The sequence below is a fragment of the Methylobacterium sp. WL6 genome, from assembly GCF_008040095.1.
Classification (GTDB): Bacteria; Pseudomonadota; Alphaproteobacteria; order Rhizobiales; family Beijerinckiaceae; genus Methylobacterium.
Window position 1 is genome coordinate 1 of sequence record NZ_VRVH01000216.1, and the last position, 7,892, is coordinate 7,892.

Here is a 7,892-nt window from a genome sequence, read left to right on the forward strand (position 1 = left end):
ACCGGATGGAGGCGATCCGCAGCGGCGACGCCTACGGCCGGCGCCGGATGCGCCACCACCGCCGCCACCGGCGCTGAGCCGCCCGCGCCCCTCACGCGATCACGGAGAACCCATCGATGCGCCTCGCCACCCTCACGGCCCTGACCCTCGCCGCCGGCCTCGGCGGCTCCGCCTTCGCCCAGTCGACGGGCGCCCCTGCGGGGCTCGACCCCGCGACGGCGCCCGGCGGCACCGAAGGCCGCGCGGGCCCGCAGAACGAGATGAACGCCGTCCGCGACGGCGACGCGGTGGCGGTTCCGCCGCCGGCGGGCGGCGTCACGACGGAGGCGCCGCCGCGCCGGGACGACGTGCCGCCGCGGCCCCGCTACTGAACCGGACGCGCGGGCGGCCCCCCGCTCGCGCGCCGGAGACGGCGGCCCGCTACTGCGGCAGCTTGTCGTCGATGCCCTTCACGTACCAGTTCATGCCGAGGATCATCGGGTCGGGCGCGTCCTCGCCCGCCTTCACCGCGACCGTGCCGTCCTGCTTCGTCACCGGGCCGGCGAAGGGGTGGACCTTGCCCGACGCGATGCCGGCCTTGGTCTCCTCGGCCATCGCCTTCACGTTGTCCGGCATGTTGGTGAAGGGCGCGAGCACGACCATGCCGTCCTTGATGCCGCCCCAGGTGTCGTGGCTCTTCCACGAGCCGTCGAGCACCGCCTTGGCCTCGCCGATCACGTAGCCGTCCCAGTCGTCGGTGATCGAGGTCAGCTGCGCCTTCGGGGCGAAGCGGAACTGATCCGAGGACTGGCCGAAGGCGAGCTTGCCGGCCTTCTCGGCCTCCTGCAGCGGGGCCGCGGAATCGGTGTGCTGGGTCAGGATGTCGGCGCCCTGCGCGAGCAGGGCCTTGGCGGCCTCCGCCTCCTTGCCCGGGTCGAACCAGGTGTTCACCCAGACGATCTTGAGCTTGACGTTCGGGTTCACCGACTGCGCGCCCAGCATGAAGGCGTTGATGCCGCTCACCACCTCGGGGATCGGGAACGAGGCGATGTAGCCGACCGTGCCGGACTTCGAGAGCGTGCCGGCGATCTTTCCGCAGACGTAGCGGCCCTCGTAGAAGCGGGCCGAGTAGGTGGAGACGTTGGCGCTGCGCTTGTATCCCGTGGCGTGCTCGAACTTCACGGTGGGGAATTTCTTGGCGACCTTCAGGGTCGGCTCCATGAAGCCGAACGAGGTGGTGAAGATCAGCTTGGCGCCCGAGCGCGCCAGCTTCTCGATCGAGCGCTCGCTGTCGGCCTCGGGCACGCTCTCGAGAAACGTGGTCTCGACCTTGCCGGGCATTGCCGCCTCGAGCGCCTTGCGGCTGAGGTCGTGCTGGTAGGAATAGCCGTAATCGGCCACCGGGCCGACATAGACGAAGCCGACCTTGAGCTTGTCGTCGGCCCGCGCGGCGGGTGCGAGCAGGAGAGCCGCCAGGATGGCGCCGGTGATCGTCCGCATGGTCGTCGATGTCCCCAAGGTCGATACCCCCAACATGGCCCCCGCCTTCTAGCGGTGGGGCGTGAATTCGCGGCCCAGGGCGGCGGGCGCCAGCGAGCCGCCCTGGCGCCGCCCGAGGGACAGCAAGACCAGGGCCAGGATCGTCGCAACGTAGGGCAGCGCCGACAGCGCCTGCCCCGGCAGGCCGAGGCCCGCGGCCTGGGCGTGGAGCTGGAGCACCGTCGCGCCGCCGAACAGCAGCGCCCCGGCGGCCACCCGCAGCGGGCGCCACGAGGCGAACACCACCAGCGCCAGGGCGATCCAGCCGCGCCCGGCGGTCATCCCCGGCGACCAGAACGGGGTGTAGGCGAGCGACAGGTAGGCGCCAGCGAGCCCGGCGCAGGCGCCCCCGAACAGGACCGCGAGGACGCGGACCTTGCGCACCGGCAGGCCGAGCGCGTGCGTCGCGGTGTGGTCGTCGCCGATGGCGCGCAGCACCAGCCCGGCGCGGCTCCGGCCGAGGAACCACCACACCCCGAGCACCAGGGCGACCGCGACGTAGACGAAGGCGTCCTGCCCGAAGAGCAGGTCGCCGACGAGCGGCAGGTCGCTCAGCCCCGCCAGGTGGAGGTGGGGCGCCGGATCGCGCTTCATCCCGACGTAGCCGGTGCCGACGAGGCCCGAGAGCCCGAGGCCGAGGATCGTCAGGGCGAGGCCCGAGGCGACCTGGTTGGCGGCGAGCCCGACCGTGAGGATCGCGAACAGCCCCGACAGCGCGAGCCCGGCGCCGGCGCCGCCGAGCGCGCCGGCGAGCGTCGAGCCCGTCTCGGTGGCGACCGCGAAGCCGGCGGCGGCGCCGAGCACCATCATTCCCTCGGTGCCGAGGTTGAGCACCCCGGAGCGCTCCGCCACCAGCTCGCCGATCGCGGCCAGGATCAGGGGCGTGGCCGCGGTCAGCACGGTGACGAGCACCATCTGGACGATGTCGAGGGTCATGGCCGCCTTCTCACCATGCCCGGCGCCTCACGCGGTCCGCCGGGGGCCGCCCGGCACGAGCCGGACGCGGTAGCGGGCGAGCACGTCCGCCCCGAGCACGAAGGCGAGCAGCAGCCCCTGGAACGCGCGGGTGAGGTCGAGCGGCAGCTTCAGGTCGATCTGGGCCGACTCGCCGCCGATCGTGGTCAGCGCGATCACCCCGGCGGCGACCAGGATTCCCGGGGGGGACAGCCGCCCGAGGAAAGCGACGATGATCGCGGTGAAGCCGTAGCCCGGCGAGATCGTCGGCTGCAGCTGGCCGATCTTGCCGGCCACCTCGCAGATGCCGGCGAGCCCGGCCGCCGCCCCCGAGATCGCGAAGACGGCGAGCGTCAGGCGCGCGTCGCTGAAGCCCGCGAACCGCGCCGCGCGCGGCGCGGCGCCGACGACGCGGACCTCGAAGCCGAACAGCGTCCGGGCGAGGACGAGCGTCGCGACGATCACGGCAGCGAGCGCGATCAGCACGCCGGCATGCAGCGTGTCGCCCTCCATCAGGTAGGGCAGCCGCGCCGCCGGATCGAACGGCACGCTCTGCGGGAAGTTGAAGCCCGCCGGATCGCGCAACGGCCCGCGGGCCATGTAGTCGAGCAGCAGCTCCGCGACGTAGACCAGCATCAGGCTGGTCAAGATCTCCGACACGCCGAGGCGGACCTTCAGGAGCGCCGGGATCATCGCGTAGGCGAGGCCCGCCAGCGTGCCGGCGGCCAGCATCGTCGGCAGGATCCAGGCCGTGAAGCCCTCCGCCCCTTGCGTCGCGACGCCGATCCAGCCGCCGGCCAGGCCGCCGACCACGAACTGGCCCTCGGCGCCGATGTTCCACAGGCTCGCACGGAAGCAGAAGGCCAGCCCCGTGGCGACCAGCGCCAGCGGCGCCGCCTTCAGCGCCACCTCCTGCAGCGACCACACCTCGCTCAGCGGGGTGACGAAGTAGGTCGTGAACGCGGCCCCCGGCGCGACGCCGAGCAAAGCCACCGCGATCCCGCCGACGAGCACGGCGCCGGCGAAGGCGATGACCGGCGACAGCGCCGAGAGCACGGCCGAGCGCCGGGCGCGCGGGCTCAGATCGAGGCGCATGGGAGGCTCTGAACAGTCGGAAAGAATCGCGGGCGGCTCCTCCCTCCCCCCTCTGCGGGGGAGGGCGGGCCTCGCGTCAGCGAGGGTCGGGAGAGGGGAGCGACGGTGCCGGACGCGGCGCTCCCCTCTCCCCCCCTGCTGCGCAGGGTACCCTCCCCCGCTTCAGGGGGAGGGAAGAACGCCGCAGCTTCACGCATGCGATCCGCCCATCAGCAAGCCCACCGCCTCGCGGGTCGTCTCGCCCGCCGGGACCGGCTCGGAGAGGGTGCCGGCATGCAGCACCGCGATCCGGCTCGCGATCTCGAACAGCTCGTCGAGGTCCTGGCTGATCACCAGCAGCGCGGCGCCGCGGGCGGCGAGATCGATCAGCGCCTGGCGGATGCGGGCGGCGGCCGAGGCGTCGACGCCCCAGGTCGGCTGGTTGACCACCAGAACGCCGGGCTCCGCCTGGATCTCGCGCCCGACGACGAACTTCTGCAGGTTCCCGCCCGACAGGGTGCCGGCGGCGGGGTCAGGGCCGGCCTTGCGCACGTCGAAGGCCGCGATCACGGCGTCCGCGAGCGCGCGTGCCGCCCCGCGCCGGAGCAGGCCGAAGCGCGCGAGCGACGCGGTGGCGTGGCGCGAGAGCACCGCGTTCTCGGACAGGCTCATGCCCGGGGCGGCCGCGTGGCCGTTGCGCTCCTCGGGCACGAAGGCCGCGCCGCGCCGGCGCCGCGCGTTGATGTCGAGCCGCCCGACGGCCGCGCCGTCGACGACGACCGCCTCGGCCCGCGCCGCGGCGGTCTCGCCGGAGAGCGCGGAGAAGAACTCCGCCTGCCCGTTGCCGGCGACGCCGGCCACGCCGAGGATCTCGCCGCCCCGGACGGTGAGGCGGATGTCGGCGAGCGCGGTGCCGTGCAGGCCGGGCGCCGGCAGGGACAGGCGATCGAGGACGAGGCGCGGCGGGCCGAGCGCGGCGCCGGCTCGGCCGGTCACCGCGCCGACCTGCGCCCCGACCATCAGGGCCGCGAGCGAGCGGGCGCTCTCCCCCTGCGGATCGCAGGCGCCGACGACGCGCCCGTGGCGCAGGATGGTGGCGCGGGTGCACAGGCGCCGCACCTCGTCGAGCCGGTGCGAGATGTAGAGCAGCGCCCGGCCCTCGTCGCGCAGCCGCTCCAGCACCGAGAACAGCTGCTCCGCCTCGCCCGGCGTCAGCACCGAGGTCGGCTCGTCGAGGATGACGAGGCGCGGGTCCTGCAGCAGGCAGCGCACGATCTCGATGCGCTGGCGCTCCCCGGCCGAGAGCGACCAGACCGGCCGGGCGGGATCGAGGTGCAGGCCGTAGGCCGCCCCGAGCGCGGCGATCCGCTCGGCGAGCGCCCTGCCCGAGAGGGTCTTCGGCATGACGAGGGCGATGTTCTCGGCCACCGTCAGGTTCTCGCAGAGCGAGAAGTGCTGAAACACCATCCCGATGCCGATGGCGCGCGCCGCCTCGGGGTCGGGCAGCTGCACGATGTCGCCCTTGTGGGTGACGACGCCCTCTGTCGGCTCCAGCAGCCCGTAGAGGATCTTCATCAGGGTCGACTTGCCGGCGCCGTTCTCGCCGAGCAGCGCGTGGATATCGCCGGCGCGGATCTCGAGGTCGACGCCGTCGTTGGCCTTGAAGTCGCCGAAGCGCTTGACGATGCCGTAGGCCCCGTAGAGCGGCGCGGTGCCGGCGGCGGGCGACGGCACGGCCGCCATCAGGCGCCGCCGAGGAGGCTGAGGGCGAGCCGGCCGTGGTCCTCGCGCAGCTTCCGCGTGTCCATGCCGACGGGGTTTCCGTCGACCACCCGCCACCGGCCCGCGACCATCACCCGGTCGGCGCGGTGCGCGCCGCACAGCACGAGCGCGGCCAGCGGATCGTGCGCGCCGGAGAAGCGCAGCGCGTCGAGGGTGAACAGCGCGAGGTCGGCCTCGCGGCCCGGCTCGATCCGGCCGATGTCGTCGCGCCCGAGGCAGCGGGCCGAGCCCTCGGTGGCCCAGCGCAGGGCGTCGAGATGCGTCACCGCTTCGGCACCGTAGGTCAGGCGGTTGATCATCAGGGCGTGGCGCACGCCCTCCATCAGGTTGGAGCTGTCGTTCGAGGCCGAGCCGTCGACGCCGAGGCCAACCGGCGCGCCCGCCGCCTCCAGCTCGCAGGTGCGGCACTGCCCCGAGGCCAGCGTCATGTTCGAGGTCGGGCAGTGGCAGACGCCGACGCCGGCCTTGCCGAGCCGGCGCACCTCGTCGTCGTTGAAGTGGATGCCGTGCGCGAGCCAGGCCCGCGGGCTCATCCAGCCGACCTCCTCGAGGTAGTCGACCGGCCGCTGGCCGAACATCTCCAGGCAGTAGGCGTCCTCGTCCAGCGTCTCGCCGAGATGGGTGTGGAGCTGGCAGTCGTGGCGGTCGGCGAGCGCCGCGCTCTCGCGCATCAGCCGCTTGGTGACGTTGAAGGGCGAGCACGGCGCCAGCCCGATCCGCACCATCGCGCCGGGCTTCGCGTCGTGGAACAGGTTCAGCACCCGCTCGCTGTCGGCGAGGATGGTGTCGTCGTCCTGCGTCAGGCATTCGGGCGGCAGGCCGCCGTCCTTCTCCGACAGGCTCATCGAGCCGCGGGTGACGAAGGCGCGGATGCCGAGGCTGCGCGCCTCGTCGACCTGCACGTCGACGGAATCCTCGAGCCCCTTCGGGTAGAGGTAGTGGTGGTCCCCCGCCGTGGTGCAGCCGGAGAGCAGCAGCTCGGTGTAGGCGAGCCGCGTCGCGAGCCGGAACGCGTCGGGGGTGATCTTGTCCCAGACCGTGTAGAGCGCCTTCAGCCACGGGAACAGCGGCTTGTTGATCGCCAGCGGGTGGGCCCGCGTCAGCGTCTGGAAGAAGTGGTGGTGGGTGTTGATCAGCCCGGGGATGACGACGTGGCGCGACGCGTCGAAGGTCTCGTCCACCGGCGCGGCGGGCTGCGCGCCGGCCGCCACGCGCTCGACGATGCGGCTGCCCTCGACCACGATGCCGCCGCCGGCGCCCTCGGCGAGGATCGCCAGCGGATTGCGAATCCACAGGCGCCGGAGCGTTTCGTCCCCTCGGGGCCTGGCGTCGGATCCCGTCATGCCGTCTCCCATCCCGTCACGGTCGTGCGATCGGCGATCCAACCGGCGATCAGAAGATGTGGAACGCGACGCCGGCGAGGAAGCTCTTCTCTTCCGTGCCCTTGAACGTCGCCGTCTCGACGTTGCCGAACTTGTTCAGCCAGTACTGGAAGCCGATGAAGGCGTCGACCTTGTTGGGCTGGTCGTAGATCAGCTTGCCCACGTCGAGCACCAGGTTGGTGCGCGACAGAAATTCGAGGCCGCGCTTCGGGTTGAAGGCGAAGTCGGCCACGTTCTGCACGCCGCGGCCCTTGGGCAGCACGATGTTGTTGAAGCCGGTCAGGCTCAGCGGCAGGTTGGTGAAGGCGAGGGGGAAATTGTAGACCACCTCGAATTCCGGCACCACGTCGAAGCTCTGGTCGCGATCGGGCTGCAGGTTGAAGCCGTTGCGGTTCCATTCCTTGTAGGCGTGGACCGACAGGTTCAGGAACCCGGCCGGCACGTCGAAGGAGAAGTTGAGGCCGCCGACCACGTCGCGCTTCTTCGAGCCGAACGCGTCGTTCTGCGAGTTCGCGTCGAAGCCGAAGGCGAGGGAGATGTCCTTGACGATGCCCGGCAGCGTGAACGCCTTGGAGTTGGTCAGCGCGTTGAGGCTCAGGGTGCCGCGATAGAGGCCGTAGGCTTCGGTGTTGCCGTAATCGGCGAAGAACGGCGCGCCGACGCTGCCGGGCGGGTTCGTGGTGCCGGCCGGGAATTGCGAGCCCGACTTGAGGATGTCGAGCGAGAAGAAGTTCGTGCCGTAGGCCCAGGCGTCGGCATGCGAGATGTTGTAGATCTGCTTGGGCGCCTCGCGGCTGACGAACGAGCCGTCGGCCTTCTGGATCTGGACGCCCGGTGACACGGTCGGGAACTGGTAGCGATAGCTGAACTGCGTGTCGGCGAAGAGGAAGAACGGCGCCTCCTTGGCCGGCGCCTCGACGGGCGCCTTGTCCTTCTTCGCATCGAGATCGGCCGCCGCGCCGTATCCCACCAGACCGAGCGACATGGCCGCTGCAACGAGTCCCCGAGCGATCATGTCTGCCCTCTCCGTGCCGAAAATCCGGTGAGCAGGCAGCAACCGATATGCCAGCGCGTGCCACCTGGGCGAGAGGCGGCGGCCGAGTCATAATTCGGCAACAGGTTTGCCGGCCGAGCGCAGGCGCCCGCTCCGACGGGTGCGGCGGCGGCGCCCCTGAAACGCGC

General features: G+C 72.0%; 7 protein-coding genes. 1 reads left to right on the forward strand and 6 read right to left on the reverse strand.

Going from position 1 to position 7,892, the window contains the following annotated elements; translation table 11 throughout:
- Positions 1-116: 116 nt before the first annotated feature.
- Positions 117-371, forward strand: a complete 255-nt coding sequence (locus FV230_RS21075; RefSeq protein ID WP_147843781.1) for a hypothetical protein — start codon at positions 117-119, stop codon at positions 369-371.
- 49 nt (positions 372-420) lie between these two features.
- On the opposite strand, the gene FV230_RS21080 is transcribed toward FV230_RS21075, so the two are convergent.
- The 6 genes from FV230_RS21080 to FV230_RS21110 all read right to left on the reverse strand — a co-directional run bounded on the left by FV230_RS21080 (position 421) and on the right by FV230_RS21110 (position 7,725).
- Positions 421-1,479: a BMP family ABC transporter substrate-binding protein gene (locus tag FV230_RS21080; protein ID WP_147843782.1), complete on the reverse strand. Its 1,059-nt coding sequence runs from the start codon at positions 1,477-1,479 to the stop codon at positions 421-423.
- Between the two features lie 48 nt (positions 1,480-1,527).
- Positions 1,528-2,454 carry an ABC transporter permease gene (locus tag FV230_RS21085; protein ID WP_147843783.1) on the reverse strand — a complete coding sequence of 309 codons (927 nt, stop codon included), beginning with the start codon at positions 2,452-2,454 and terminating at the stop codon, positions 1,528-1,530.
- A 27-nt stretch (positions 2,455-2,481) separates the two neighbouring features.
- Complete coding sequence (locus FV230_RS21090; protein WP_147843784.1) at positions 2,482-3,567, reverse strand: ABC transporter permease; 1,086 nt, start codon at positions 3,565-3,567, stop codon at positions 2,482-2,484.
- A gap of 189 nt (positions 3,568-3,756) precedes the next feature.
- Positions 3,757-5,289: an ABC transporter ATP-binding protein gene (locus FV230_RS21100; RefSeq protein ID WP_187275574.1), complete on the reverse strand. Its 1,533-nt coding sequence runs from the start codon at positions 5,287-5,289 to the stop codon at positions 3,757-3,759.
- Positions 5,289-6,671: an 8-oxoguanine deaminase gene (locus FV230_RS21105; RefSeq protein WP_147843786.1), complete on the reverse strand. Its 1,383-nt coding sequence runs from the start codon at positions 6,669-6,671 to the stop codon at positions 5,289-5,291. Before FV230_RS21105 ends, FV230_RS21100 begins: the two co-directional genes overlap by 1 nt.
- A gap of 49 nt (positions 6,672-6,720) precedes the next feature.
- The gene (locus FV230_RS21110; protein ID WP_147729244.1) at positions 6,721-7,725 is read right to left on the reverse strand and encodes a hypothetical protein; all 1,005 of its coding nucleotides are present in this window, start codon (positions 7,723-7,725) and stop codon (positions 6,721-6,723) included.
- Positions 7,726-7,892: the final 167 nt, after the last annotated feature.